Raw genomic sequence first — 22,882 nt, forward strand, 5'->3', positions numbered from 1 at the left:
AGTAGTGGATACTATCGCTCCCGCTGGCTGGCGGCAACCCGCAGCGCAATGCGGCCTAGCGGCGCACATATGGCGAGCGCGACGACGATCGCCGGTCCGGCCGGCCAGTCGAGTCCGGCGGATGCGGCCAGCCCGACCGTATAGGCCAGCGCGCCCAGCCCCCAGCCCGCCTGCAGCGCGGTGCGCGGCGGCAGGCCGCGCACCGCCAGCGCCGGCAGGATCAGGCTGGCGAACACCAGATACACCCCGACCAGCTGCACCGATGCGGTGATCGCCAGCGCAAACACCAGATAGAAACCGAGACCGCCGAGGCGTTCGCCCCGCCAGAACAGGACGGCCAGCAGTGTGCCGTACAGCGCGGCGATCCGCACTGCCTGCTCCGGCGTCGCCCACAGGATCTGCCCGGTGAGCAGTTCGGCCAGATGCTCGCCGCCGTGCGGATCACCCGCCAGCAGCAGCACCGCGACGCTGGCGGCCACCACGAAGGTGGCGCCGATCAGGGCTTCCTGGATTTGCGGCCAGCGCCGTTCGCATTCGGCCAGAAAGGCGGCGCCGGCCAGCGCGGCCGTGGCCGCCGCCAGCTGGGTGGGCCAGCCGTCGGCGGCCAGCTCGAGCGCGTGCGCCGCGACCACGCCGAGCACCGCCAGCTGCGCCACTGCCAGGTCGAGAAAAATGATGCCGCGCGCCAGCACCCGCCGCCCCAGCGGAACGTGGGTGGACAGCACCAGCAGGCCGACGATGAAGGGCCACAGCAGCAGATCGAGTGGGACGGGCATCACGGCGCCGCTTTCAGCAGCTGGTCCAGCGTGTCGTCGAACAAGCCGAACAGGTCGCCTGCGCGTGCATTGCCGCCCACAGTGTAGGGCAGCGCCAGCGCCGGAATGCCGCTGCGCTGAGACAGCCAGTCGGCCGGGCGCGGGCTGTGGTAGGCCGCGCGCAGCACGGCGCGGGCGGGCGTGGCCTGCAGCTGCGCAGCGATCCGGCCGAGATGGGCGACCGAGGGCTCGACCCCGGGCTTGGGTTCCAGCGTGGCCACCTCGACCATGCCCAGCCAGGCCAGCAGGTAGCTGAACGACTTGTGCTGCACCACCACCGGCAGGTTTTTCAGCGGCGCGGCGCGCGTCTGCCAGCCGGCGATGGCTTCATTCCAGCGCGCGGAAAACGCCTGCCATTGCGCCTGATAGGCGGCCGTGCTGCCCGGGTCGACCTCGGCCAGGCGAGCCGCCAGCGCCGCGCCGACCCGCGCGATATTGCGCGGGTCGGTGTGGATGTGCGGGTTGCCGGCGGCGTGGACGTCGCCCTGCGCGCGGTCGAGTGTTGCCGGCTTTTCCAGCAGCGTCACGAAGCGGGTGGCCTCGAAATAACCCGGGCGGCCCGGCTGCACGCGGGCATTGCCGGCTTCGCGCAACAGCAGCGGCAGCCAGCCGACCTCGAGGTCGGCGCCGCTGCACACCACCAGGTCGGCGCGCCGCATCTGCGCGATCAGGCTGGGGCGCGCCTCGATGCGGTGCGGGTCCTGCAGCGCGGTCGTCGCCGTATAGACCTTGACCGAACTGCCGCCGATTTCGCGCGCCAGCGCGCCCCATTCGGGTTCGCAGGCGAACACGTTGAGGGCGGCGTGGGCGGCGAGCGGCAGCCACAGCAGGCATGCAATCAGAATGCGTTTCATGGCCGCTCCTTAAAAGCGGTGGGCGCCGTGTGCGCCCAGGCTGTGGATGTATTGCACGAACCACTGGTTCTCGGAGACGCTTGCCATCGATTGGTCCTTTGAATATTGCAGGCGCAGGCGCGAGAATTCGGACGGCGAATAGTCGAGCATCAGCGAATGGCGCGTCGGCTTGTGATCGGTCACCGGCAGGAAGGCGCTGTTGGCGCCGAAGTCGACCGTGCCCGGATTCAGGCGGTCGTAGCGATAGCCGGTGCGCCAGCGCGGCATGAATTGGTAGACGCCCTGCGCGTAGTAGCCCGACTGGCGCGAGCGGTAGGCGTCTTCGGTGCCGTCGCAGGCGCCGCCATCGGCGGTGTTGTCCTCGCATTCCAGGCTGCCGCGCTCGGCGCGACGGAAGTATTCGGCGGCGAACTTGAAATTGCGCTCGTGCGCGTTGCCGTCGGGCGCCCATTTCCAGACGACGTCCGCCACCCAGGTTTTGCTGGTGCCCGAGAACAGGGTTTCTGCGTGTTCGTCGTTGAGGTCTTCGATTTCGCCGTCGCGATCGCTCGCCTTGGCATGTAGGTATGACAGCCCGGCACGCCAGCTGTGGGACGTGCCGACGTCGCCGCCGAGATGGCCGAACACTGTGGCGCTACCGGCACCGTTCTTGTTGCGGTCGGTACCGGGGAAGTTGGCGCCGCGCCCGGCCTCGGCGCCGAATTCCATGAACAGCGCGGTCGGCGCCACCCATTTCAACTGTACGCCGTCGTTGCCGTAGGCCTCGCCGAACAGCGCGCGGTACATCAGGCTGTTGTCGGCAAAATCCCAGGCGTGCGGGTGCTGCTCGTTCTGGTATCCAAGGCCGGACAGGAAACGGCCGCCCTTCACTGTCACGCCATGGCCGAGGCTGGTGGTCTGGAACCAGGCTTCCTCGATCTCGACTTCCTCATCGACCAGCGCCAGGTTGAAATAGCCGCGGAAATACGGGTCGACGCTAGCCGACAGCACCAGCTCGGTGTGGTCGAGCGAGAAGCCGCGCGGCGTGCCGTGGGCGTGCCCGGCGGGCAGAAAGCCGCTGATATGGCGCTCGTCGATGTCGTCGAGATGGGCATAGCGGCCCTGCAGGATCAACGAAATGTCCGGGTTGAAGCTGATGCGGGCGGGCGCGCTGGCTTCCGGAACGGGGGCGGCCCGGACCGCCGTGTCGGCGGTCTGGACCTCGGTTTTTTGCAGCCGCGCTTCCAGTGCCTGGATGCGCGCCTCGTAGGCGGTTTTCATCTCCTTCAACTCGGCGCGCAGGGCGTCGAGGTCGGATTGGGCGTATGCGGGAAAGGCAGCCGTCAGCGCGGCCGCGAGCAGGGTGACTCGAAACATGGTGAACTCCGTCAAAAAAATGCATGGCGCCCGCCGACCGTGCGGTCAGCGGGCATTTGGGCTGCTTTTTCAGGCGGAGACGGGTGGCGCGCGCGCGGGCGCGTGGCGGATGAAGAGACGGCCGGGCGGCAGCGCGGCGGCGGCCGGGACGACGAAGACTGCGGCTTCGGCCTGCGGTACGAAGGGTTTGCCGGGCGCCGCGCCGCCGAGTTGGGCCTGCGCCACGCACAGCTCGCACGCGTGGTCGGGTGTCGCGCCATGCGGGTCGAGGTGTTCCAGCGCATGGGCGAACGCCGCCGCCTGCCCCAGGAGCAGGCATAGAGCGAGAAGCCAGGAGAGGACGCGGCGCGGCAGCATGGGCCGCATTCTACCCGCGTTTGTCACGCGGCTCGACTGGCGGAACCGGGTCGTAGCCGTGGTCGCAGCCCGGGCGGCAGCGGCCGATGCGCCTGGCGGCGAGCCAGCTGCCTTTCAGCGCACCGTGTTTTTCGATCGCTTCCTTGCCGTATTCCGAGCAGGTCGGCAGGTAGCGGCATTGCCGCCCGAGCCAGGGCGACAGCACGAGCTGGTAGCCGCGAATCAGGCCGACTAGCAGCTTTTGCGCGAGGTTCATGGCGCTGCCCCGGCAGGGTGTTGCGCGGCGCCGGAAAAATCGGCCAGCAGTTTGGCGACGAATGCGGGGTCGAGATCGCGCACGATGAAGACGAAGCGGCTGCGGTGATCGTCGTCCGGCCAGGCGTCGAGCTTCACTTCCGGATACAGCACGTGCTGCACGCCGTGCAACACCACCGGCTGCGTTTCGCCTGCGAGGTTCACCATGGCCTTGAAGCGCAGCAGGTTTTCGGCGCGAAACGAGGTCAGCATCGACAGTGCCGACTGCAGGCCATAGCGGTCGAGCGGGGTGTCGAGTACCACTGAGAAGGCCTGGATGCGCGCATCGTGCAGGGCCGTCGCGGGCCTGCCGCCGAGCGCGCCGGCATGGGCCGGCTGGTAGCGCTGCGGCTTCAGCCAGCGCGCGACTTCGAGCAATCGGGTGTCGGCGTTCCACAGCCCCAGGGTCTGGATCGCCGCGGGGTCGATCTCGCCCTGCGTCACGGTCACGATGTCGGCGGCCGGGTTCAGCGTGGCCAGTCGCTCACGCAGCGCGGCCACGGTGCCGGCGGGGACCAGATCGGTCTTGGTCAGCAGCAGTTTGTCGGCCACCGCCACCTGTTTCACCGCCTCGAAGTGTTCGTCCAGCTGGCCCATGCCGAACAGCGCATCGACCGTGGTCACCACGCCGTCGAGGCGGAAACGCGCGCGTATCCAGTTGTCGTGCAAGAGGTTGTCGAGCACCGGCGCCGGATCGGCGACGCCGGTGGTTTCGATGATGACGCGCTCGAACGGCGGGATGTCGCCCTTTTGCCGCGCCATCCACAGGTTCTTCAGCGTCGGCGACAGGCTGCCCGAAATCGTGCAGCAGACGCAGCCGCCGGAGAGCAGCGCCAGCGGGCCGTCCATTTTTTGCAGCAATTGGTGGTCGAGCGCGACTTCGCCGAACTCGTTCATCAGGATCGCGGTGCGCGGCAGCGTGCGCACCAGATGATTGAGCACCGTGGTCTTGCCGCTGCCCAAAAAACCGGTCAGCAACGTGATGGGGAGGGGATCAGCGTCCTTCAGGGCGTCGGACATCGGGCGTGCGCCGGCGCGAGCCGGCCGGGTGGAGGCGTCAGGCGCGCAGCTTTTCCATCAATTCGTGGCGTTCCTGCGCCTCGATCGAGTATTCGGCGGTGGGGCGCGCCAGCAGGCGCGGCAGGCCGATGGGGTCGCCGGTTTCCTGGCACCAGCCGTATTCGCCGCTTTCGATGCGGGTCAGCGCGGAATTGATCTTTTTCAGCAGCTTGCGTTCACGGTCGCGCACGCGCTGTTCCAGCATGTGCTCTTCTTCCACCGTCGCGCGGTCGTTAGGGTCCGCGAAGTTCTCGTTTTCTTTAAGCGTGGCGCCGGTATCGGCGGCATTGCTGAGCATTTCCTCGCGCAGGGCTTCGAGCCGCGCACGGAAAAACGCCAGCTGGTCGGCATTCATATAGGCAGACGCCGGCATCTTCAGCAGGGCGGCTTCGGTCAGGGTTTTTGAGGCGGGCATCGAGACGCTCCATGAGTCGAACAATGGAAGGGTTACCGCCATCTTGCGGTGCGAAAGGGGGGCAGTCTGAACGTCCTCGGCCAAAGGTGCAAGTCGGCAGGAAAAACGCGGGCTGGCAGCAGGGTCAATTTCCCGGCGAGTGCATCATAATGAAAACGACGTGTTTTGCGGCACCTGTGTGCCAAACCCACTAGTGTCGCGAATCAGAAATAGCGGGACATAATAAAACGGATGGATTTTTTCGTAGGGCAAGGCGCGAGGAGGCGACATAGTTCGGTCTATGGCAACGACGAGCAACGCCGCCATGCGGAAAAAGACGCCGTTTTATGTTTCGATATTTCTGATTCGCGACACCAGGGCCGGGCAAGGAGACAGGATGAGGATGATCGGCATGCTGGCGGCGCTGCTGCTGGGCGGGTGCGCCAGCCTGGTGTCGCCGGACCCGGCCTCGCCGCATTACGGCTATCCGGCAGGCTGGGCGTTGAGGCTGGAGCGGGCGCTGGAAATCCCGCCCGGCGCGGCGACGGTACGCCTGCAATACGGGCGCATCGTGCCGCGCAACGGCGTGCAGGAGCACGACCCGTTCTGCGTGGTGGAGCTGACCACGGTGCGGCCCGCGCCGCAAATCCTGCAGCCGGGGCGCTTCGAGGTGTGGCGGGTGACGCGCAGCATCGAAACCGTGGCCGCGGCGGCGTCGCCTTTTCTCAAGGCCGGCTTGATGGGATACGATTCCACGCCGTCGTTTCTCTATTACAAGACCCGCTTCCACCTGCGCGACCCGGCCCAGCCCAACCTGCTCAACATGACTTGCCTGTGGGACCAGATGGCGCCCGGCAACCGGCCTTTCATGCGTCACCTCACGCTGGACGAGATCCGTGCCGCGGTGGGTGACTGGATGACCCTGATTCCCCCGAAGGAGACCCTGTGAAACCCAGCGAGACACGTATCCCCCCCGACACCAAAGTCAAACTGTCAAATTGGGACGCCGACGACACTGACATCATCGGCAAGGACAAGAGCGATGCACGCGAACGCCTGGATACTGACCGGGCCCAGCTGGAAACGCTGCAGGAGTTGCTCTACGCCGAGGGCCGCCACAAGCTGCTGATCGTGCTGCAGGCGATGGACACCGCCGGCAAGGATTCCACCATCCGCCATGTGTTTCAGGGCGTCGACCCGCTGGGCGTGCGCGTCGCCAGCTTCAAGGCGCCGACGCAGTACGAGCTGGGCCGCGATTACCTGTGGCGGGTGCATCACCATGTGCCGGGAAAAGGTGAAATCGGCATTTTCAACCGCTCGCACTATGAGGATGTGCTGATCACGCGCGTCAACGGCTGGATCGATGCCGCCGAATGCGAGCGCCGCTATCGGCAGATCAACGACTTCGAACGCATGCTGGCGGAAACCGGCACGACCATCCTGAAGTTCTACCTGCACATTTCGAAGGACGAGCAGAAAGAGCGCCTCGAGGAACGGCGCGACAACCCGCAAAAGCAGTGGAAATTTCACCCCGAGGACCTGGCCGTGCGCGCGCAGTGGGACGACTATCGGGATGCCTACGAAGCGGCGCTGTCCGCCACCAGTACAGAATATGCGCCGTGGCATGTGATCCCCGCCAACAACAAGCTGGCGCGCAACCTGATGATCTCCAGCCTGCTGATCGAGACGCTGGAAGGGCTGAAGATGCGCTATCCGGAACCGGCGGCCAACGTCGCCGGCACCCGCATCGATTAGCTACTCGGCTCGCTATTTGATCCGCGTCAGATGCGGCAGGCGTGTGACGGCCTGCCAGCCCGGGAAGGCTTCCGGGCGATGGATGTGATAGCCCTGCAGGTAATCCACGCCGATATCGCGCAGCAGCGCAGCCATGTCGGCGTCCTCCACCTGTTCGGCAATCGAGCGCATGCCGAAGTCGCTCGCCAGCTGGGCGATCGAGCGCACAATGGCCTGGTCGCGGCGGTCGTCCAGCATGCCGCGCACAAAGGCGCCGTCGATCTTGAGGTAGTCGGCCGGCAGGTGCTTGAGGTAGAAGAAGGACGAGGCGTCGCGCCCGAAGTCGTCCAGCGCGAACTGGCAGCCGCGCTCACGCAGGCCGTGGATCAGGCGCTGGGCGTCTTCCAGGTTGACCACCGCCGCGGTTTCGGTGACCTCGAAGCCCAGCCGCTCGCCGGCCACGTCATAGCGGTCGAGCAGGGCACAGACGATGCCGAGGAAGGACTCGTCGGCGACGGTCTTGCCCGAAAGGTTGATGAAATACACCGCCTGGTCGTCGGGCTGTGACGCCAGATAGGAAATCACCGCTTCCAGCATCCAGCGGTCGAGAATCGGCGCCTGGCCGTAGCGCTCCAGCGCGGGCAGCAGCTTGGCCGGGCCTTCGATCTGGCCGTTGCGCTGCCAGCGGATCAGCACCTCGTAGTGTGGCTGACCGCCGGGCGAGGCGGGCTGGATCAGCTGCCGATACGGCAGGAACTGGTTGGCTTCCAGCGCCTGGGCGAAGTCCGCCGCCCAGCCCATTTCCGCTTCCAGCCGGCGAAACCCGACCTCATCCGCCTCATACAGCATGACCCGCCCGCTGCCTTCCGACTTGGCGCGGTAGCAGGCCATGTCCGCCTGGATCATGATGCCACTGGTCGTCGCGGCAGCCGCGGTGATGGGCGCAATGCCGGCGCAGGCGCCGAGGGTGAAGCGCCGTCCGTTGTGCTCGAAGCGGAAATCGCGGATGCGCTGCACCAGTTGCCGGCAGATTTCGATCGCGTCCTGGGTGCGGGTATCAAACAGGATGAGGCCGAATTCGTCGCCGCCGAGCCGGCCGAGGTAGGCCTGCTCGGGCAAGGCTTCCTTCATGGTCTGCGCGATGTTCTTCAGCAGGCTGTCGCCCACCGAGTGGCCGCAGGTGTCGTTGACCAGCTTGAACTGGTCGAGATCGATGTAGCAGAACGCATGCTGTTGCGCGTCTTCGCGCGCAATGCGCATGGCGCGGTCGAGCCGGCCTTCTACCGCGCGCCGGTTCGGCAACGCAGTCAGCGGGTCGTGGAAGGCCATTTCACGCAGGCTGTCGAGCAGCTGCTTCTTCTCGGTTTCGTCGCGCAGCACATAGACCGCGCCGACTCCGCCATGCGCGCCGAGCGGTGCGCAGCTGTAGCTGATGGCCAGCGCCTGGCCCTGGCGGGTGTGCAGGCGTACTGAGCCGGTTTGTCCGCGCGGCGCCGAGGCGGGCGAGAGGAAGCACGCGGGCCCTTCGTCTTCGCTCTTGATCTGATCGAACTGCATAAGATGCTTCAACGGAATCGACGCCGCTTCCTCCAGCGCAATCCCCAGCAGGTGTTCGGCCGCCGGGTTGATATAGGCCACGCGGCTGTCGGCTTGCGTCACGATGACGGCATCGTTGATCGACTGCAGCGTCACCTGCCAGCGTTCCTTCTCTGCGCTGAGCGCGGCCTCGTCCAGCTTGCGCTGCGTGATGTCGAAGCGGATCGACAGGTATTTGGACGGCAGGCCGTCATCGTCCTTGATCGGAATGATGGTGGTGGCGGTCCAGAACAGCCGGCCGTCACGGGCGCGGCTGCACATTTCGCCGCGCCAGGTGCGCCCGCGGCTGATGGTCGCCCACAGTTCGTTGAAGAAGGCCGCATCGTGATGGCCCGCATTGACGATGCGGTGATTGCGGCCGATGAGTTCTTCGCGGTTGAAACCGCTGATGGCGCAGAACAGGTCGTTGACGTAGGTGATGTTGCCGGCGAGATCGGCCTCGGAAATGCAGGCGGTGTGATCGAGCGCGGCCTGTTGTTCGTTGAGGTCGGCCAGCAGCTGTTCCAGCGCGGCGCTCATGTGATTGAACGCCTGCGTGGTCTCGCGCAGTTCGGGAGGGCTGCCGGCGCGGATCGGGATGCGCGCGCGGTAGTCGCCGGTCTCGATCCGCCGCGCGGCGGCGCGCAACCGCGTCAGGTCCTGCAGGTTGGTCCGCAGCAGGACGCGGGTCAGCCAGCCGAGCAGGGCGAATGCCCCTGCCAGCACGAAGAACAGGCGGGTGGCCAGGTGCCACAGAAAGTCCTCACGCACGTGGGGCGACGGCTGCAAGGCCAGGTGCCCGTAGTCGGTGCCGCCGATGACGATGTCCGCCTGCAGGTGGGGTGGTTCCAGCCGGGCCAGTGCGGCAAACCAGTCCGGCCGCTCGACGCGTTGCATGCCGGCTTCCCGTCTCAGCACGTGCCCATCGGGCGCCGTGTATTGCGCATAACGCAGGATGCCGCGCGCGACCGGGACTTCGAGGTGGGCTTGCAAGGCATAGTGGTCGCGCAGGATGGCCGCATCGGTCACGGCCTGCGACAGACTGGCGAATTGCGTTTCGGCCAGCTCGCGCAGCACCGCGTCAGCATTCTGGCGGGCTGCCTGCAGCGCCTGCTGGCCTGCAAGCACCACCACGATCACCACGACCAGCGCGAGCGCGCTGAGGATGCGCGCGTGGGTATCCAATTGCGTGAGTCGCATGCCTCGTACCAGACGAGCGCGGAAGGAGGCGGGATCGGAGCGCATACGGGATCAATCGGCGGCCGCCCCCGTTTCTGTAGGGTTAGAAGGAGAAATCGTGCGACAGGGCGGCCAGCCGCCCGTTGCAGGCGGAAATCAGCCTTTCTTGCGCGCGCGTGGATGTGCCTGGTCGTAGACCTTGGCGAGGTGCTGCCAGTCGAGGTGGGTGTAGACCTGGGTGGTGCTGATGCTGGCGTGGCCGAGCATTTCCTGCACCGCACGCAGGTCGCCGGACGATTGCAGCACATGGGTGGCAAACGCGTGACGCAGCATATGCGGGTGTACGTGCTGGCCGAGCCCGGCCAGGCGCGCCCAGCGGTCGAGCCGCAGCTGCACGCTGCGCGGGCTGAGGCGGCCGCCATGCTGGCCGATGAACAGTGCGGGGGTGGGGTCGCGCAGCAGCGCCTGGCGCTGCGGCAGCCACGCTGCAAGGGCGTCGAGCGCGGCCTGCCCCACCGGCACAATGCGGGTTTTGCGGCCCTTGCCGGTGACCTCTGCTTCGCCCGACTGCAGGTTGACGCCGTCGAGGTCGAGCCCGGTGAGTTCCGACAGGCGCAGGCCGGATGAATAGAACAGCTCGAACATCGCGCGGTCGCGCGCGACGAGGGCGTCATCCGGCTCGGGCGCGCGGTCGAGCAGCTGGCTGCAGGTATCGGGCGACAGGATGTCCGGCAAGGCCTTGGTCGCCTTGGGCGGGCGCAGGCCGAGGCAGGGGTTGTCGGCAAAGCCGAGCCGGCGGCAGGCAAAGGTGTAGAACCCGCGCCAGCTCGACAGCTGGCGCGCCACGCTGGCGGCCGACAGGCTCTGGCTGCGCAACTTGACGATGGCGCCGCGGATGTCGGTGACAGTGAGTTCGGCCAGCGGTTTTTTTGCGGCCAGCCGGGTCAGGTTGGCCAGGTCGCGCTGGTAGGCCGTGACCGTATGCGGCGACAGGCGCCGCTCGGCGGCGAGGTGCTGCAGGTATTGCGCGACTGCGCTCACCGGCGTGTTACCCCTGCATCCGCACCAGCGTGGTCCCGATCAGCTGGCCCAGCCGTTCGAGATACAGCGTGCCCATGCCGGCGTAGAAGCGCTTGGCTTCTTCCGAGGCCAGTACCAGCAGACCGACCGGCGCGGCAGCAGGCGCGGGCCGCAGCGGAATGCAGGCAAACGCGCGCAGATGCGGCGACACTTCGCCGAACCAGTCGCTGGCGTCGTTGACCGCCAGCACGCCGCACACCGGCTGCGCCATCGCGGCGGTGCTGTCGCGCACGCCTTGCGCGACCGGATCGGCAAGGCCAGTGGCGCCGTCCGGCGCGAGGTTCCATGCCCGCAGCGCATGATGCGGCACCGCAAAGCCTTCGCGCAGATGCAGCGTCAGCGCGGCCAGCAAGTCCTGCGGCGTGCGCACGGCCAGCAGCGCCAGCGTGAGCGCGTGCAGCTTTTCCGAAATGCCGTCGTTCTCTTCGCCGAACTGGATCAGCTCGGCCAGCTTGTTTTCCAGCATGCGTACCTTGTCGCGCATCGCGATCAGCTGGCGCTCGCTCATCGACACCGCATGGGTGCCGTGCGGGTGCGGAATGTTCAGCTCCGCCAGCAGCATCGGAAAGTCGTTGAAGAAATTGGGATGTCGGGTCAGAAAGTCGGCGATGGCCTGCGGGTGCAGGGCGGTGTCCAGTTGGGTGGGTTGCATGTCCATTAGATTTCGATCTCTCCCTCAAAAACGGTTTCGGCGGGACCGGTCATGTAAACCGGCTGGCCGGCGCCTGCCCATTCGATGACGAGGTCGCCGCCCTGTGTGTGCACGCTGACCGGGCTGGTGAGCCAGCCCTGGCGGATGCCAGCGACCGCGGCGGCGCAGGCGCCGGTGCCGCAGGCCAGCGTTTCGCCGGCGCCGCGCTCGAACACCCGCAGGCGGATGTCGTGGGCGGTGAGCACCTGCATGAAGCCGGCGTTGACCCGCTGCGGAAAACGCGGGTGCGATTCGATTGCGGCACCGAGGATGTCGACCGGCGCGCTGTCGAGGTCGTTCACCCGCAGCACCGCGTGCGGATTGCCCATCGACAGCGCGGCGATGTCGAGCACATGCTGGCCGACCTTGAGCGCATAGGTCGGCGCTTCGGCCTCGGCCGCGAACGGAATCTCGGTCGGTGCAAAGCGCGGTGCACCCATGTCCACCCGCACCTGGCCGTTGTCGAGCAGGCGCGGCTCGATCAGGCCGGACGCGGTTTCCACGCGGATCGCGGTCTTGTCGGTGAGGCCGTGGTCGTGGACGAAGCGCACGAAGCAACGCGCACCGTTGCCGCACTGTTCCACTTCGCCGCCGTCGGCGTTGAAGATGCGGTAGCGGAAGTCGGCATCGGCGCGGGTGGCGCGTTCGACCAGCAGGATCTGGTCGCAGCCGATGCCGAAATGGCGGTCGGCAATGCGGCGCGCCTGCTCGGGCGTGAGCGTGAGCGGCTGATTGATGCCGTCGAGCACGACGAAGTCGTTGCCCAGTCCGTGCATTTTGGTGAAGCGCAGTCGTGCGCCGTGTGCGGTGTTCATGCAGTCATCAGCCTGATGTAATCCTTCAAGATGCAGCGGTCCATCACCACCGTCATGCCGCCGGCCTGCGCCTCGCGCGCGGCGGCTTCATGCACGATGCCTTCCTGGATCCACAAAAATGGCCGGTGCGTGAAGTGTAGCGCCAGGCATTGCGCGACGATAGCCGGCACATGCTCGGCGGCGCGAAACACGTCGACCAGATCGACCGCAAACGGAATGTCGGCGAGGCTGGCATACGCCTTCTCGCCCAGCACTTCGTCGACCAGCGGGCGCACCGGCACGATGCGGTAGCCGTAGCGCTGGATCGCCTGTGCGACCCGGTAGCTCGGGCGCGCGGGCTGCGGCGACAGGCCGACCACGGCGATGGTCTTCACGCTTTTCAGCAGGGCGCGCAGGGCGTCGTCGTCGGGATTGGCAAAACTCATAAGGCCCGCTCCATCATGTAGTCGTCCATCACGAAACCGCCGCCGATATCGAACACGCGCGACTCGACGATGCGAAAGCCGTATTTCTCGTAGGCGCGGATCGCCTGCGTATTGCCGCGGTTGACCTGCAGCCACAGCTGGCGCGCCTGGTGCGCGCGCGCCCAGTCCGCACACGCGTTCAGCAGGGCGCCACCGATGCCCTGACGCTGATGATCCGGGTGGACGTAGAGCTTGTCGAGCTTGCAGCGCACGCCTTCCAGCAGCACGTGGGCAAACCCGGCGGGAATGGCGCCCTGCAACGCCACCCACCAGGCCTGGCGCGGGTCGCCCAGTTGCGCGCGGATGCGCTGCGGCGAATAGCGATCCGCCAGCATGGCGTCGATCTGCGCCTGCGAAATCAGCGCCGGGTAGGTGGCCTGCCAGACTGTTCGCGCCAGCGCAGATACCGCGTCGACATCGTCGTCCGACAGCGGGCGCAGGTACAGCGAGGGGTCATGCATACAGGCTCGGCTCGCCCGCCGGACGCGTCTTGAAGCGGCGGTGCAGCCACAGGTATTGCGGCGGCATTTCGCGGATGCGTTCCTCGATGAACGCGTTCATGCGGGCGACGTCGGCGGCGACGTCGCCACTCGGATAGTCGTCCCACGGCGGGTAGAAGCGCAGCGCGTAACCGCGACCCCAGGGCAGCTGGCGGGTGACGACCGGGACGATCTGGGCGCCGGTGAGTTTCGCCAGGCGGGGCAGCGCCGTCACGGTGGCGGCCGGCACGCCGAAGAAGGGCACGAATTCGGCGTTGCGGCGGCCGTAGTCCTGGTCCGGCAGGTAGTAGAAGGGCAGCTGATGCTTGAGCGCTTTCAGCGCGGGCTTGATGCCCTCGCCGCGCGAAATCAGCGCAATCGGAAAAAAGCGGCTGCGGCCGCGCTGCATGAAGCGGTCGGTCACAGGGTCCTTGGCCGGGGCGTAGATCGAGGCAATCTGGCGGTCCATGGTCAGCCGCACGCCGCCCATGTCGAGCCCGACGAAATGCGGCGCCAGCCAGATCACCGGCCGTACACCATCGCCCAAGGCGGCTTCCGGATTGTCGATCCGGATCAGGCGGCGCAGCCGCGCCTCCGAGCCCCACCACAGCACGCCGTGTTCCAGCGCGGCGCGCATCGAGGTCTGAAAGGTCTGGCGCAGCCAGCGCCGGCGCGTGGCAAGCGAGGCCTCGGGAAAACACAGCGCGAGATTGGTGGCGACGATGCGCCGCCGCCGCCCGGGCTTCATCGCCAGCAGCCAGCCGACCGCATTGCCGAGCGCCGCCTGCAGCGGCAGCGGCAGCCAGTGCAGCAGCCACAGGGCGCCGATGCTGAACCAAAGCGGCAGCAGCGACGGTCGCCACAGGTTTTCGACGGGCGCGGGAGTCATGCGGCAGTGGGGTCGTACGGGTCGGGCGCACCGCCCGGCCGCTTGTGGCGGTTGTAGCTCCACAGGTATTGCGCGGGAAAGCGTCGCACCACCGCTTCCACCCCCTGATTGATGCGAACCGCGGCGGCGGTCTTGTCTGCGGGCAGGTCGTCCTCAACCGGCGTCACATGCAGGCGGTAGCCACGCCCCCAGCTCAGGCGTTCGGCCGCGACGAAGAATGCGGCTGCGCCGGTCTTGCGCTGCAGGCTGGCAACCAGCGTCGGCGTGTAGGCCGGGCGGCCGAAGAACGGCGCCCATACGCCGTCGCCGCCGGTGGCCACCTGGTCGGGCAGGATGCCGATGCCTTCGTGACGCTTCAGCGCCGCCAGCAGCGCGCGCACGCCGGAGAGATCGGTCGGCACCAGCGTCGCCTGGCCGCGCTGGCGGCCGGACAGCATCAGCGCATCCAGCACCGGCTGGCGCGGCGGCTTGTACATCGCGGTGAAGGGATGGCGCGCGGCGTAGTACTGGTTGATCATTTCGAAGCAGCCGATATGCGGGGCGATGACGATCACCCCCTTGCCGGCGGCGCGCGCGGCGTCGATGTGCTCCCAGCCGCGGGTGTCGCGGACCAGCTTCAGCACCGTGTCATACGGGCGCAGCCACACCGGCAGCAATTCGACGATGGCCTTGCCGGATTCGCCGATGGTGCGGCGCAACAGCCGCCGGCAGTCGCTTCCCGGCGTGCAGACCCCGCTGTCGAAGAGGTTGTTGCGCATGCGCGCGGCATGTCGTCCCGGCGCCCAGTAGATCAGCCAGCCGAGCACGATGCCCAGAGCGTGCAGCAGCGGCAGCGGCAGGCGGGCCAGCAGCTTGAACAGGATCATCACGCGAACAGACGACGCCACACCGGTTTGCGTCCGGAATGGATCGGGGTCCCCCTGAGGGAATTGACGGCCGGGGCGGGGGCGCGGCACAATACGGCCGCCGCCGCGTTAATCTTGACAACTTGCGGGCGGGATACAAATACAGCTAAAGCGTCGCCGCTCTGTTGGTCCCCCGAGCCGGTTGCGCAACACCTAACCGGGACAACAGGAGCAGTCATGCAGAAGGATTTCATTTTTACGTCTGAGTCGGTGTCTGAAGGGCATCCCGACAAGATGGCGGATCAAGTGTCGGACGCGGTACTCGACGCGATTCTAACCCAGGACAAACATGCGCGCGTGGCGTGCGAGACGCTGCTGACCACGGGTCTGTGCGTCGTCGCCGGCGAGATCACCACCACGGCGGTCATCGACTACAACCAGATCGCGCGCCAGACGATCAAGCGCATCGGCTACGATTCATCCGAGATCGGTTTCGACTACAACACCTGCTCGGTGCTGGTCACCATCGGCAAGCAGTCGCCCGACATTGCCCAGGGCGTGGACCGCGCGCACGACGACAACCTCGACCAGGGCGCAGGCGACCAGGGCCTGATGTTCGGCTATGCCTGCAACGAAACGCCGGTGCTGATGCCGATGCCGATTCACCTCGCGCACCGCCTCACCGAGCGCCAGTCCGAACTGCGCAAGGACGGCCGCCTGCCGTGGCTGCGCCCGGACGCCAAGTCGCAGGTCTCGATTCGCTATGTCGACGGCAAGCCGCATTCGATCGACACTGTCGTGCTCTCCACCCAGCACAACCCCGACATTTCCCACGCCCAGCTGTCCGAAGCGGTGATCGAGGAAATCATCAAGCCGGTGCTGCCGAAGCACATGCTCACCGCCGACACCCGCTACCTGGTCAACCCCACCGGCCGCTTCGTCGTCGGCGGGCCGATGGGCGACGCTGGCCTCACCGGGCGCAAGATCATCGTCGACACCTACGGCGGCGCATCGCCGCATGGCGGCGGCGCATTTTCGGGCAAGGATCCGTCCAAGGTCGACCGCTCCGCCGCCTACGCCGGCCGTTACGTGGCGAAGAACATCGTCGCCGCCGGCCTGGCCGACAAGTGCATGGTGCAGGTCAGCTACGCCATCGGCGTGGCCAGGCCCACCTCGCTGATGGTCGACACTTTCGGCACCGGCACAATCCCCGAGGCAAAAATCGTCGAACTGATCGCAGCGCATTTCGACCTGCGTCCCAAGGGCATCGTCAACATGCTCGACCTGCTGCGTCCGATCTACACGCGCACTGCGAGCTATGGCCACTTTGGCCGCGACGAGCCGGAATTCACCTGGGAAGTCACCGACAAGGCCGCCGAACTCAAAGCCGCGGCGGGGCTTTGAAATCATGCTGATGCATACGCTGATGTTCATAGTCGGGTTGGTGGCGCTGGTCGCCGGCGCCGAGGCTTTGGTACGCGGCGCCTCGCGGCTGGCGGTGTCCTGGGGCATTTCGCCGCTGGTGGTGGGCCTCACCGTCGTGGCGTTCGGCACCAGTGCACCCGAAATGGCGGTGTCGGTCGGCGCGGCGCTGTCTGGTTCGTCCGATCTGGCGATCGGCAACGTCGTCGGCAGCAACATCGCCAACGTCCTGCTGATTCTGGGTATCGCCGCGCTGATCGCACCCTTGCTGGTGCACGAGCAGATCATCCGCCAGGAAATTCCCATCATGATCGGTGCCTCGCTGGTGGTGGTGGCGATGGCGCTCGATGGCAATATCGGCCGCGCCGAGGCGACGTTGCTGTTCGCGCTGGTGATTGCCTACACGGTATTTCTCGTCGTGCAGTCGCGGCGCGCTTCCAAAGATGCCGAGGATGAATTCGCCAGCGAAATCCCGACCAGCCAGTGGGACCGCCACTGGGGCGTGCAGGCGGCACTGGTGCTGGGCGGTCTGGCCTTGCTGGTGCTGGGCGCCGACTGGCTTGTGGGCGCGGCGGTCGTGTTTGCCAAGCACTTTGGGGTGAGCGATCTCGTCATCGGCCTCACCGTGGTGGCGGTGGGCACCTCGATGCCGGAAATCGCGACCTCGCTGATTGCGGCCTTGCGGGGGCAGCGTGATATCGCCGTCGGCAACGTGGTCGGCAGCAACATCTTCAACCTATTGGCCGTGCTGGGCGCGGCGGGGTTGGTGTCGACGGGGGGGCTTGATGTGCCGGAGGCGGCGCGCAATTTCGACCTGTGGGTGATGCTGGCGGTCGCCTTCGCCTGCCTGCCGATCCTGCTCACCGGGCGCGAGATCGCGCGTTGGGAGGGCGTGGTCTTCCTCGGTTATTACGCTGCTTACCTGCTCTACCTCATCCTCGCCGCGCAACAGCACGCTAGCCTGCCGGCCTATTCCAACATCATGTTGAGCTATGTGATCCCGCTCACCGTGGTGACGCTGGTGGTCAGCTTCATGCGGCGACGGCGTGTCGCGGATTAAGTCATGGCGCGGAATAAAAAGAGCCGGCTAGCCGGCTCTTTTTATTGGAGGATGAATCAATCAAAGCAAATTGCGGTGGCGGGAGCCCAGCAAGCCCAGCAAAGCCGCACCCACCAGCCACGCAGTGCCGGGTTCGGGAACCGTTGCGATGCCTTCAAGGTGCCAGCTCACGGGAAAGCCTGCAAATTGTGGCGTCTCGGCGGATGTGATGACGTGAGACCAGTCTGCCGTGTAGTAGTAGCGGTTTGCGTCCAGTTGTGCGATCGACGTCACCAGAGTCCCCGGATCCGGAAATAGCATGAAGTCCAGATTGGCCCACAGCGTTCCCCAGCCCGACAGGTCCAGCATCAGGGCCCCGCCAGTTATGGATCCGGTGGGTGCGCCGCCCAAGGTGTGCGGGAGGGCGGGCGTTCCGAAGAAAGTAAACCCGGTCGTGAAAGCATTCAGGCCTTGAGCCTGCCCCATGATGATCGCGCCATCGAGGCTGCCTGCACTGATAAAGCCAGAATCAGCGGGCGCGCCACCGGCAAAGAATTCTCCGCCTGCATTGGATAGCGCGGAGGTCCCGAGCCCACCCGACGCTATGCCGATTTCTTCAATCGTCATGCTTTTTATGATCGCCGCATGAGACGGCGTGCTGGCCAGGCCGATCGCCAGCAGCATGGATCCTATTGCTGTGATTTGCTTCATTTCTCTCCTCCCGTTATTTATTCGATATGTGTGGATCGCGCCTCCAGGGACCGGGAAGCGCGCCGCTGCGCAGAGAAGCAATATGCGTTCCACGCAGGCGGCTTGGCTAGCTGTCAATGAAAACAATGTGTTGCAGTAGCGACGCAAAACGCATGTAAAAAATGCCGACATCGGCACCTGTCTTTAATCGTGAGCATTCACCCCGCCTGCCGAACACCATTCGGCATTTGGCGCGACTGGGGGTAGAATGCCGCCTCGGTTCTGAGGAGCGCTGCGACGGTTAACCCGCCAGGCTCAGAACGCTTCCTTTCAACGGCGCTCACGTTTTCTTTTTTGTGAACAGAAAGGAGGCGTGATGAACGCCGCACTCAATACCTCTACCGACTACGTTATTGCCGACCTTGCCCTCGCCGACTGGGGCCGCAAGGAAATTCGCATCGCCGAAACCGAAATGCCGGGCCTGATGGCCATCCGCGAGGAATTCGCGGCGGCTCAGCCGCTCAAGGGCGCGCGCATCACCGGTTCGCTGCACATGACCATCCAGACCGCGGTGCTGATCGAGACGCTGACCGCGCTTGGCGCCGAAGTGCGCTGGGCCTCGTGCAACATCTTCTCGACCCAGGACCATGCCGCGGCGGCGATCGCCGCGTCCGGCGTTCCGGTGTTCGCGGTCAAGGGTGAATCGCTGGAAGACTACTGGGACTACACCCACCGCATCTTCGAGTGGGCCGATGGCCCCCAGGGTGAAAAAATCTACTCGAACATGATCCTCGACGATGGCGGCGACGCCACGCTGCTGCTGCATCTGGGGGCGCGCGCGGAAAAGGATATCTCGGTGGTGGCCAATCCCACCAGCGAGGAAGAGCGCGTGCTGTATGCCGCGATCAAGGCCAAGGTGGCCAAGGACCCGACCTGGTATTCGGTGCGTCTCGCCGCAGTGAAAGGCGTGACCGAGGAAACCACCACCGGCGTGCACCGCCTGTACCAGATGCATGCGCGCGGTGAACTCAAGTTCCCGGCGATCAACGTCAACGATTCGGTCACCAAGTCCAAGTTCGACAACCTCTACGGCTGCCGTGAATCGCTGGTCGACGGCATCAAGCGCGCCACCGACGTGATGATCGCCGGCAAGGTCGCCGTGGTCGCAGGGTACGGCGATGTGGGCAAGGGCAGCGCACAGGCCTTGCGTGCCCTCTCCGCCCAGGTGTGGGTGACCGAGATCGATCCGATCTGCGCGCTGCAGGCGGCGATGGAGGGTTACCGCGTGGTGACGATGGAATACGCCGCCGACAAGGCCGACATTTTCGTCACCGCCACCGGCAACTTCCACGTCATCACGCACGACCACATGGCGAAGATGAAGGACCAGGCCATCGTCTGCAACATCGGCCACTTCGACAACGAAATCGACGTCGCCGGCATCGAGGGCTACCAGTGGGAAGAGATCAAACCGCAGGTCGACCACGTGATCTTCCCTGACGGCAAGCGCATCATCCTGCTGGCCAAGGGCCGCCTGGTGAACCTCGGCTGCGGCACCGGCCATCCCAGCTATGTGATGTCGTCCTCGTTCGCCAACCAGACCATCGCCCAGATCGAACTGTGGCAGGAGCGCGATTCCGGCAAGTATCCGGTCGGCGTCTATACCCTACCCAAGCACCTCGACGAGAAGGTCGCGCGCCTGCAGCTGAAAAAGCTCAACGCGCAGCTGTCCGAGCTGACCGACCAGCAGGCTGCCTACATCGGCGTGCCCAAGACCGGTCCGTACAAGGGCGAGCAGTATCGTTATTGATCGATCTCACCTGAAAGGAGCGCACCGTGCGTTTGCTGCTGCTGTGGATTCTGAATGCCGTCGCCCTGCTGGCGGTGACGTATCTGTTGCCCACCATCCAGGTGGACGGCTTCGGCACGGCACTGATCGCCGCGCTGGTGCTCGGCTTCATCAATACGCTGGTGCGGCCGGTGCTGGCGATACTCACGCTGCCGATCACGGTGCTGACGCTGGGGATTTTCTACCTGGTGTTGAACGGGCTGCTGTTCTGGCTCGCCAGTGCGCTGCTGCCCGGATTCCACGTCGAAGGGTTTGTCTCGGCGATGGTCGGCGCCATTCTTTATGGTGTGATCGCCTGGGCGCTGTCTGCGCTCATCCCGGATAAAAAAGGCTGATTCATGACCGAACGCACTTACAGCTTCGAGTTCTTTCCGCCGAAGACGGCGGAAGGCGCCGAAAAACTGCGCGCCACGCGCAAGCAACTGGCGCAGCTCAATCCCAAGTTCTTTTCCGTCACCTTCGGTGCCGGCGGCTCCACTCGCGACCGTACCCTGGAAACCGTGCGCGAGATCCAGGCCGACGGCAGCGAGGCCGCACCGCACCTGTCGTGCATCGGTTCGACCGAAGAGAACATTCGCGAGATTCTTAACGAATACAAAAGCCAGGGCATCCGCCATCTGGTCGCGTTGCGCGGCGACCTGCCGTCGGGCAGCATGGACGCGGGCGCATTCAACTTCGCCAACGAGCTGGTGGCCTTCATCCGCAAGGAAACCGGCGACTGGTTCGAGATCGAAGTGGCCGCGTATCCCGAAGTCCATCCGCAGGCACGCTCATGGACCGACGATCTGGCCAACTTCAAGCGCAAGGTCGACGCCGGGGCGGACTCCGCGATCACGCAGTATTTCTTCAATGCCGATGCGTATTTCCAGTTTGTCGACAGCGTGCGCGATCAGGGCGTCAGCATCCCCATCGTCCCCGGCATCATGCCGATCGGCAACTATGTGCAGCTGGCGCGCTTCTCGGATGCCTGCGGTGCGGAAATCCCGCGCTGGCTGCGAAAGAAGCTGGAAACCTATGGCGACGACTTGCCGTCGCTGCGCGCCTTCGGCCTCGACGTGGTGACCGATCTGTGTGACCGCCTGCTGGCCGGCGGCGCGCCGGGCCTGCATTTCTACACCATGAACCAGGCGGGGCCGACCACCACGATCTGGCAGCGGCTGGGCCTGTAGGCGCAGTCTCCTTACCCGCGGGCGGGGGTCGTTGACCGCCCGCCCATTTTTTCGGTTTCTCCGCGGGCCGTCCTGGCCACTTCAATACAGTCCGCTTTCAGCGGATGCCTTCCTGCGCATCGGCCAAATCCTACGTACACGCTTCGAACAATCGACCACGATGACAGCGTTCCTCCCTGTGCACGCGCGGGCAGGGCGACCCACCCATCGAACGACTTTAGAGCGCAGAGGAGATCGGCATGCAAACAATCACATTGGCAGATATGGAAGTAAGGGACTTTTCGCAGGCGCGTCGCGCGGCCGTCGATAAGGCAGGGGAAGTGCTGGCCCGTCCCACAATCGTCGCCTGGAAGGATGACAAGAGCGGCAAGATGGCCCCCGAAATCCCCGGCGGGAAAGGGGATCGCTGGCACGACTATGGCGAAAGCAACGAGGGCGTTCTGGAATTGCAGATCGGCAAGGCCTATCACTTCATTTTCACCGACGCGGACGGGTTTACCGAACCCGACATGAACCTCGCCACGCTGGACGACAACGGCAAGGCCTTTCTGTGCCTGAACGACGCCTGTACCGAAGAGGACAAGCAGAAACTGGGCTATTTCCCGGGCGGTGGAATGGGCGGCTAACGCGTGACCCGTCCTGACCCCGTGTCTGAATGCGATGGCAATCGATTCGGATCACGGTCAGCGCATCCCCCGTTTTTTGTTACCACCCTGATAACGAGGAGTAGACCATGAGCATTGGAACCATCCTGTTAATTGTGTTGATCCTGATCCTGATTGGCGCCATCCCCCTGTGGCCACACAGCCGCGCCTGGGGCTATGGTCCCAGCGGCGGCATTGGTCTGATCGTCGTCATCCTGATCATCCTGCTGGTCATGGGCGTGATCTGACGGGTTTTCTTGGGGGCGGTATGGCCGCGGGTCCATGCTCAACGCGGGCTGAGCGGCACGCACCGACGCAACAGACAGCTGCGTCGGGGAGGGTGTTCAAGCCAGGCTGTCGTACGCTTCGACCGGCACTGTCGCCTGCGCACGGAATGCCGGCCGGGCGAAGTAATAGCCCTGAAATAGCACCACGCCAAGGTCGCGCAGAACCAGGACTTCCTCCCGGGATTCGACGCCTTCGGCGATGACGCGAATCGACAGGTCGCTGCACACCTGCATGATCCCGCGGGTGATGGCCTGGCGACCCTTGTGCTTGTCGATGTCGCGGATCAGCGCCATGTCCAGTTTGATCAGATCGGTTTGCAGTTCGGCCAGCAGATTGAGCCCCGAGTAGCCTGCGCCAAAATCGTCGATCGCGGTCAGAAATCCGCGCTGCTTGTAGTGCTCCACGATGTCGCGCAGGTGCTCGTGGTCTTCCACCTTTTCGGCTTCCGTGATCTCGAAAATCATGCGCTCGATCGGAAAGCCGTAAGTCTTGGCGGCCTCCAGCGTCGTGCGGATGCAAAGCTCGGGGCGGTAGACCGCGTTGGGCATGAAATTGATGCTGAGCAGGGAGCGCATCCCAAGCTGCGCGGCAAGCTCAATCGCCTTGACACGGCAGGTCTGGTCGAAGCGGTAGCGGTTGCTGTCGTTGACGTGGGTGAACACCTCACCGGCGGATTCGTTGTTGAGACCGCGCACCAGGGCTTCCTGGGCATAGACCTCGCGGGTATCGATGTTGACGATCGGCTGGAAGGCCATCGTGAACTCGAAATCCAGTCCGGAACCGCCGGCGCACTCCGCGCAGCCGAGTTCCCTGAAATCTTTCTGAACGATCATTCTGTGTCATCCTGAATTTTGGCGGGGCGGGTGGTAAAGGCCCAGTATAGCCAAGCTCATTCGACGTC

The 22,882-nt window shown here is 65.4% G+C and carries 26 protein-coding genes and 1 riboswitch; of the genes, 9 read left to right on the forward strand and 17 right to left on the reverse strand.

The window, feature by feature from the left end:
- Positions 1-11: 11 nt before the first annotated feature.
- From Q8R61_RS11300 to dksA, 7 genes are all read right to left on the reverse strand, one after another.
- Positions 12-776, reverse strand: a complete 765-nt coding sequence (locus Q8R61_RS11300) for a metal ABC transporter permease (RefSeq protein WP_305537263.1) — start codon at positions 774-776, stop codon at positions 12-14.
- Entirely contained in the window at positions 776-1,669 is an 894-nt protein-coding gene (locus Q8R61_RS11305) for a metal ABC transporter solute-binding protein, Zn/Mn family (RefSeq protein WP_305537265.1), read from the reverse strand. The genes Q8R61_RS11300 and Q8R61_RS11305 overlap by 1 nt, the downstream gene beginning before the upstream one ends.
- A gap of 9 nt (positions 1,670-1,678) precedes the next feature.
- Complete coding sequence (locus Q8R61_RS11310; RefSeq protein WP_305537267.1) at positions 1,679-3,025, reverse strand: TonB-dependent receptor; 1,347 nt, start codon at positions 3,023-3,025, stop codon at positions 1,679-1,681.
- A 69-nt stretch (positions 3,026-3,094) separates the two neighbouring features.
- A complete protein-coding gene (locus tag Q8R61_RS11315; RefSeq protein ID WP_305537269.1) occupies positions 3,095-3,409 on the reverse strand; it encodes a hypothetical protein in 315 nt (104 codons plus the stop codon).
- The gene (gene yidD, locus Q8R61_RS11320; RefSeq protein ID WP_305537271.1) at positions 3,393-3,638 is read right to left on the reverse strand and encodes a membrane protein insertion efficiency factor YidD; all 246 of its coding nucleotides are present in this window, start codon (positions 3,636-3,638) and stop codon (positions 3,393-3,395) included. Before yidD ends, Q8R61_RS11315 begins: the two co-directional genes overlap by 17 nt.
- Positions 3,635-4,696: a GTP-binding protein gene (locus Q8R61_RS11325; RefSeq protein WP_305537273.1), complete on the reverse strand. Its 1,062-nt coding sequence runs from the start codon at positions 4,694-4,696 to the stop codon at positions 3,635-3,637. Before Q8R61_RS11325 ends, yidD begins: the two co-directional genes overlap by 4 nt.
- Before the next feature lie 37 nt (positions 4,697-4,733).
- A complete protein-coding gene (dksA, locus tag Q8R61_RS11330; RefSeq protein ID WP_305537275.1) occupies positions 4,734-5,150 on the reverse strand; it encodes an RNA polymerase-binding protein DksA in 417 nt (138 codons plus the stop codon).
- Positions 5,151-5,526: 376 nt separating this feature from the next.
- Here dksA and Q8R61_RS11335 point away from each other — a divergent pair, with 376 nt between their 5' ends.
- Positions 5,527-6,078, forward strand: a complete 552-nt coding sequence (locus Q8R61_RS11335; protein ID WP_305537277.1) for a hypothetical protein — start codon at positions 5,527-5,529, stop codon at positions 6,076-6,078.
- Positions 6,075-6,884 carry a polyphosphate kinase 2 family protein gene (locus tag Q8R61_RS11340; protein ID WP_305537279.1) on the forward strand — a complete coding sequence of 270 codons (810 nt, stop codon included), beginning with the start codon at positions 6,075-6,077 and terminating at the stop codon, positions 6,882-6,884. The genes Q8R61_RS11335 and Q8R61_RS11340 overlap by 4 nt, the downstream gene beginning before the upstream one ends.
- 12 nt (positions 6,885-6,896) lie before the next feature.
- On the opposite strand, the gene Q8R61_RS11345 is transcribed toward Q8R61_RS11340, so the two are convergent.
- The 8 genes from Q8R61_RS11345 to Q8R61_RS11380 all read right to left on the reverse strand — a co-directional run bounded on the left by Q8R61_RS11345 (position 6,897) and on the right by Q8R61_RS11380 (position 14,922).
- On the reverse strand, positions 6,897-9,638 hold the full coding sequence (locus Q8R61_RS11345) for an EAL domain-containing protein (RefSeq protein WP_305537281.1): 2,742 nt from the start codon (positions 9,636-9,638) through the stop codon (positions 6,897-6,899).
- A gap of 135 nt (positions 9,639-9,773) precedes the next feature.
- A complete protein-coding gene (gene xerC / locus Q8R61_RS11350) occupies positions 9,774-10,658 on the reverse strand; it encodes a tyrosine recombinase XerC (protein WP_305537283.1) in 885 nt (294 codons plus the stop codon).
- A gap of 7 nt (positions 10,659-10,665) precedes the next feature.
- The gene (locus tag Q8R61_RS11355; RefSeq protein ID WP_305537285.1) at positions 10,666-11,349 is read right to left on the reverse strand and encodes a DUF484 family protein; all 684 of its coding nucleotides are present in this window, start codon (positions 11,347-11,349) and stop codon (positions 10,666-10,668) included.
- Between the two features lie 5 nt (positions 11,350-11,354).
- Positions 11,355-12,203 (reverse strand): diaminopimelate epimerase, encoded by an 849-nt coding sequence (dapF, locus tag Q8R61_RS11360; protein WP_305537287.1) that lies wholly within the window; start codon positions 12,201-12,203, stop codon positions 11,355-11,357.
- A complete protein-coding gene (locus Q8R61_RS11365) occupies positions 12,200-12,628 on the reverse strand; it encodes a CoA-binding protein (RefSeq protein WP_305537289.1) in 429 nt (142 codons plus the stop codon). The genes dapF and Q8R61_RS11365 overlap by 4 nt, the downstream gene beginning before the upstream one ends.
- The gene (locus Q8R61_RS11370) at positions 12,625-13,128 is read right to left on the reverse strand and encodes a GNAT family N-acetyltransferase (protein ID WP_305537291.1); all 504 of its coding nucleotides are present in this window, start codon (positions 13,126-13,128) and stop codon (positions 12,625-12,627) included. The genes Q8R61_RS11365 and Q8R61_RS11370 overlap by 4 nt, the downstream gene beginning before the upstream one ends.
- Positions 13,121-14,035: a lipid A biosynthesis acyltransferase gene (locus Q8R61_RS11375; RefSeq protein ID WP_305537293.1), complete on the reverse strand. Its 915-nt coding sequence runs from the start codon at positions 14,033-14,035 to the stop codon at positions 13,121-13,123. Before Q8R61_RS11375 ends, Q8R61_RS11370 begins: the two co-directional genes overlap by 8 nt.
- Positions 14,032-14,922 (reverse strand): lysophospholipid acyltransferase family protein, encoded by an 891-nt coding sequence (locus Q8R61_RS11380; protein ID WP_305537295.1) that lies wholly within the window; start codon positions 14,920-14,922, stop codon positions 14,032-14,034. The genes Q8R61_RS11375 and Q8R61_RS11380 overlap by 4 nt, the downstream gene beginning before the upstream one ends.
- Positions 14,923-15,117: 195 nt before the next feature.
- On the opposite strand from Q8R61_RS11380, the gene metK reads away from it, so the two are divergent.
- Together metK and Q8R61_RS11390 are read left to right on the forward strand one after the other, a co-directional pair.
- The gene (metK, locus tag Q8R61_RS11385; protein ID WP_305537297.1) at positions 15,118-16,284 is read left to right on the forward strand and encodes a methionine adenosyltransferase; all 1,167 of its coding nucleotides are present in this window, start codon (positions 15,118-15,120) and stop codon (positions 16,282-16,284) included.
- Between the two features lie 10 nt (positions 16,285-16,294).
- Positions 16,295-17,362, forward strand: coding sequence for a calcium/sodium antiporter (locus Q8R61_RS11390; RefSeq protein WP_305537299.1), 1,068 nt, complete (start codon positions 16,295-16,297; stop codon positions 17,360-17,362).
- Between the two features lie 60 nt (positions 17,363-17,422).
- Here Q8R61_RS11390 and Q8R61_RS11395 read toward each other — a convergent pair whose 3' ends face one another.
- Positions 17,423-18,052 carry a PEP-CTERM sorting domain-containing protein gene (locus Q8R61_RS11395; RefSeq protein WP_305537301.1) on the reverse strand — a complete coding sequence of 210 codons (630 nt, stop codon included), beginning with the start codon at positions 18,050-18,052 and terminating at the stop codon, positions 17,423-17,425.
- A 257-nt stretch (positions 18,053-18,309) separates the two neighbouring features.
- Positions 18,310-18,380, forward strand: a riboswitch (S-adenosyl-L-homocysteine riboswitch).
- 27 nt (positions 18,381-18,407) lie between these two features.
- On the opposite strand from Q8R61_RS11395, the gene ahcY reads away from it, so the two are divergent.
- The 5 genes from ahcY (at position 18,408) to Q8R61_RS11420 (ending at position 21,941) form a co-directional block, all read left to right on the forward strand.
- Positions 18,408-19,841, forward strand: a complete 1,434-nt coding sequence (gene ahcY / locus Q8R61_RS11400; RefSeq protein WP_305537303.1) for an adenosylhomocysteinase — start codon at positions 18,408-18,410, stop codon at positions 19,839-19,841.
- A gap of 26 nt (positions 19,842-19,867) precedes the next feature.
- A complete protein-coding gene (locus Q8R61_RS11405; RefSeq protein ID WP_305537305.1) occupies positions 19,868-20,215 on the forward strand; it encodes a phage holin family protein in 348 nt (115 codons plus the stop codon).
- A 3-nt stretch (positions 20,216-20,218) separates the two neighbouring features.
- On the forward strand, positions 20,219-21,049 hold the full coding sequence (gene metF, locus Q8R61_RS11410) for a methylenetetrahydrofolate reductase [NAD(P)H] (protein ID WP_305537307.1): 831 nt from the start codon (positions 20,219-20,221) through the stop codon (positions 21,047-21,049).
- Positions 21,050-21,288: 239 nt separating this feature from the next.
- Positions 21,289-21,675, forward strand: a complete 387-nt coding sequence (locus tag Q8R61_RS11415) for an AF1514 family protein (RefSeq protein WP_305537309.1) — start codon at positions 21,289-21,291, stop codon at positions 21,673-21,675.
- Between the two features lie 107 nt (positions 21,676-21,782).
- Positions 21,783-21,941 carry a DUF3309 family protein gene (locus tag Q8R61_RS11420; protein ID WP_305537311.1) on the forward strand — a complete coding sequence of 53 codons (159 nt, stop codon included), beginning with the start codon at positions 21,783-21,785 and terminating at the stop codon, positions 21,939-21,941.
- Positions 21,942-22,037: 96 nt separating this feature from the next.
- On the opposite strand, the gene Q8R61_RS11425 is transcribed toward Q8R61_RS11420, so the two are convergent.
- Positions 22,038-22,814, reverse strand: a complete 777-nt coding sequence (locus Q8R61_RS11425) for an EAL domain-containing protein (RefSeq protein WP_305537313.1) — start codon at positions 22,812-22,814, stop codon at positions 22,038-22,040.
- Positions 22,815-22,882: the final 68 nt, after the last annotated feature.

It is taken from the genome of Thiobacillus sp. (genome assembly GCF_030696885.1).
GTDB lineage: Bacteria > Pseudomonadota > Gammaproteobacteria > Burkholderiales > Thiobacillaceae > Thiobacillus.

Bases quoted from the DNA above. Each gene is read 5' to 3' on its own strand.
- Q8R61_RS11325 (WP_305537273.1), bottom strand. From the start codon at position 4,696: ATGTCCGACGCCCTGAAGGACGCTGATCCCCTCCCCATCACGTTGCTG.
- Q8R61_RS11425 (WP_305537313.1), bottom strand. From the start codon at position 22,814: ATGATCGTTCAGAAAGATTTCAGGGAACTCGGCTGCGCGGAGTGCGCC.
- yidD (WP_305537271.1), bottom strand. From the start codon at position 3,638: ATGAACCTCGCGCAAAAGCTGCTAGTCGGCCTGATTCGCGGCTACCAG.
- Q8R61_RS11310 (WP_305537267.1), bottom strand. From the start codon at position 3,025: ATGTTTCGAGTCACCCTGCTCGCGGCCGCGCTGACGGCTGCCTTTCCC.
- Q8R61_RS11395 (WP_305537301.1), bottom strand. From the start codon at position 18,052: ATGAAGCAAATCACAGCAATAGGATCCATGCTGCTGGCGATCGGCCTG.
- Q8R61_RS11300 (WP_305537263.1), bottom strand. From the start codon at position 776: ATGCCCGTCCCACTCGATCTGCTGCTGTGGCCCTTCATCGTCGGCCTG.
- ahcY (WP_305537303.1), top strand. From the start codon at position 18,408: ATGAACGCCGCACTCAATACCTCTACCGACTACGTTATTGCCGACCTT.
- metF (WP_305537307.1), top strand. From the start codon at position 20,219: ATGACCGAACGCACTTACAGCTTCGAGTTCTTTCCGCCGAAGACGGCG.
- metK (WP_305537297.1), top strand. From the start codon at position 15,118: ATGCAGAAGGATTTCATTTTTACGTCTGAGTCGGTGTCTGAAGGGCAT.
- Q8R61_RS11420 (WP_305537311.1), top strand. From the start codon at position 21,783: ATGAGCATTGGAACCATCCTGTTAATTGTGTTGATCCTGATCCTGATT.
- Q8R61_RS11390 (WP_305537299.1), top strand. From the start codon at position 16,295: ATGCATACGCTGATGTTCATAGTCGGGTTGGTGGCGCTGGTCGCCGGC.
- dapF (WP_305537287.1), bottom strand. From the start codon at position 12,203: ATGAACACCGCACACGGCGCACGACTGCGCTTCACCAAAATGCACGGA.
- Q8R61_RS11335 (WP_305537277.1), top strand. From the start codon at position 5,527: ATGAGGATGATCGGCATGCTGGCGGCGCTGCTGCTGGGCGGGTGCGCC.
- Q8R61_RS11375 (WP_305537293.1), bottom strand. From the start codon at position 14,035: ATGACTCCCGCGCCCGTCGAAAACCTGTGGCGACCGTCGCTGCTGCCG.
- Q8R61_RS11415 (WP_305537309.1), top strand. From the start codon at position 21,289: ATGCAAACAATCACATTGGCAGATATGGAAGTAAGGGACTTTTCGCAG.
- Q8R61_RS11355 (WP_305537285.1), bottom strand. From the start codon at position 11,349: ATGCAACCCACCCAACTGGACACCGCCCTGCACCCGCAGGCCATCGCC.
- Q8R61_RS11370 (WP_305537291.1), bottom strand. From the start codon at position 13,128: ATGCATGACCCCTCGCTGTACCTGCGCCCGCTGTCGGACGACGATGTC.
- dksA (WP_305537275.1), bottom strand. From the start codon at position 5,150: ATGCCCGCCTCAAAAACCCTGACCGAAGCCGCCCTGCTGAAGATGCCG.
- Q8R61_RS11365 (WP_305537289.1), bottom strand. From the start codon at position 12,628: ATGAGTTTTGCCAATCCCGACGACGACGCCCTGCGCGCCCTGCTGAAA.
- Q8R61_RS11305 (WP_305537265.1), bottom strand. From the start codon at position 1,669: ATGAAACGCATTCTGATTGCATGCCTGCTGTGGCTGCCGCTCGCCGCC.
- Q8R61_RS11345 (WP_305537281.1), bottom strand. From the start codon at position 9,638: ATGCGACTCACGCAATTGGATACCCACGCGCGCATCCTCAGCGCGCTC.